The organism is Streptomyces poriferorum, assembly GCF_019399235.1.
Lineage (GTDB): Bacteria > Actinomycetota > Actinomycetes > Streptomycetales > Streptomycetaceae > Streptomyces > Streptomyces poriferorum.
In genome coordinates this window covers 1-1299 of the sequence record NZ_JAELVH010000551.1, presented here as the reverse complement: position 1 = coordinate 1299, position 1299 = coordinate 1, and the positions used below count along the sequence as shown (strand labels likewise).

The window sequence follows — 1299 nt, the reverse complement described above, 5'->3', positions numbered from 1 at the left end:
GCCCTCAGCCCTTGCCGCGCGCCTTCGCCGCCTGCCCCGCCTGCCCCGGCAGCACGATCCCCTGTGCCTGGGCGGCCTTCCCGGGGCGCAGGGTCCACGGCACCGGAGAGGTCTCGGTCAGCCAGCCGTCGGAGACGATCCCGCTCACGACGAGGCCGCGCAGAGAGCGCGAGAGCTTCTTCCAGCCCAGCCCCTTGCACAACTGTCCGTACGAGGGCCCGTGCCCGTGCTCCGTGCGGAAGGCCACGGTGTACTCGGCCGCCTCGCGGCCGCACTCCGGATGCGCTGCCCTCCACGTGCCGTAGTCGCTCGCGGCGGGCCGGGGCGCGGGGACGGGCGAGGGTGCGGACATGAACGCCTTCGCGACGCGCCCGAAGGAAGGCCGGCACAGCGGGCACTGCTCCACGGCCTCCACGTGCCTCAGCAGCGCCGGACTGATCCCGGACTTCCACTCCGCCCACTGGGCCGGGGTGACCTCCTCGAGTTCGGCGGCGGCAGCCGCCTCCCGTGCCGCCCTGCGCGCCGCCTCATCGGCCGCGAGCTCCGCGACCTCCTCGGGGGTACGGAACATGCCGGCGAGGTGCCGGACCGCCGGGCCGAGGCGGTAGGTCCGCCCGGAGATCTCGGCCAGGAACCCCTTCTCGATGAGGACGGGCACGGCCGGGTAGCAGGCGACGGGCAGCTCGTCGGGCGCCTGGCCGAGGAGTTCGTCGGTGGAGTACGCGGCCAGGAACAGCGCGGCGAGCCGCGCGGCCGGTGAGGCCTTCTTCACCGGCTTGGCCATGCGCGTACGCATGGCCCATCCCGAGACCTTCGACCGCGTGCCCTTGCCCAGGGGCAGCACGTGGCCCGGGCCCGGCGCCATCTCCGGCACGATGATCGCGGCCGGCTTGTCCGGATCCCCGTCGAGCAGCGAGGCGGGCACCTGCCATCCGGCTGCGGCCAGTTCGCCCACCGCCTGCTCCGGATTGTCCAGCCGCAGCGACCTCAGGTCCGTGCCCGTGAGGTTCCCGACCCCGGCCCGCGCGGCCCGGATCGCCACCACGACGGCGAGGAGTTGCGCGTCGACGGTGGTCAGCGGCAGTCGGCTCACGTACGAGAGGAGCTCACGCGCCGCTTCCCCCTGTCGTGGCGTCAGCAGAAACGGCTGGGGCGCTGGGGGCGGAGGCGGCACAGCGGCGGTCTCGTCCGAAAAGGCAGGCTTGGGCACATCACATCTAACGGTGATCACACCGCGGAAGTCACGCGTGACGTGGACCACATTCGCACCCCGGTCGCGGGCGCCCCACCCTCGCCCGC

At 73.6% G+C, this 1299-nt stretch carries 1 protein-coding gene; it reads right to left on the bottom strand.

Annotation, left to right across the window (positions count from 1 at the left end; all coding sequences use genetic code 11):
- Window positions 1–4: 4 nt before the first annotated feature.
- The gene (locus JGS39_RS39530) at window positions 5–1210 is read right to left on the bottom strand and encodes a hypothetical protein (RefSeq protein ID WP_219574587.1); all 1206 of its coding nucleotides are present in this window, start codon (window positions 1208–1210) and stop codon (window positions 5–7) included.
- Between the last annotated feature and the right edge of the window lie 89 nt (window positions 1211–1299).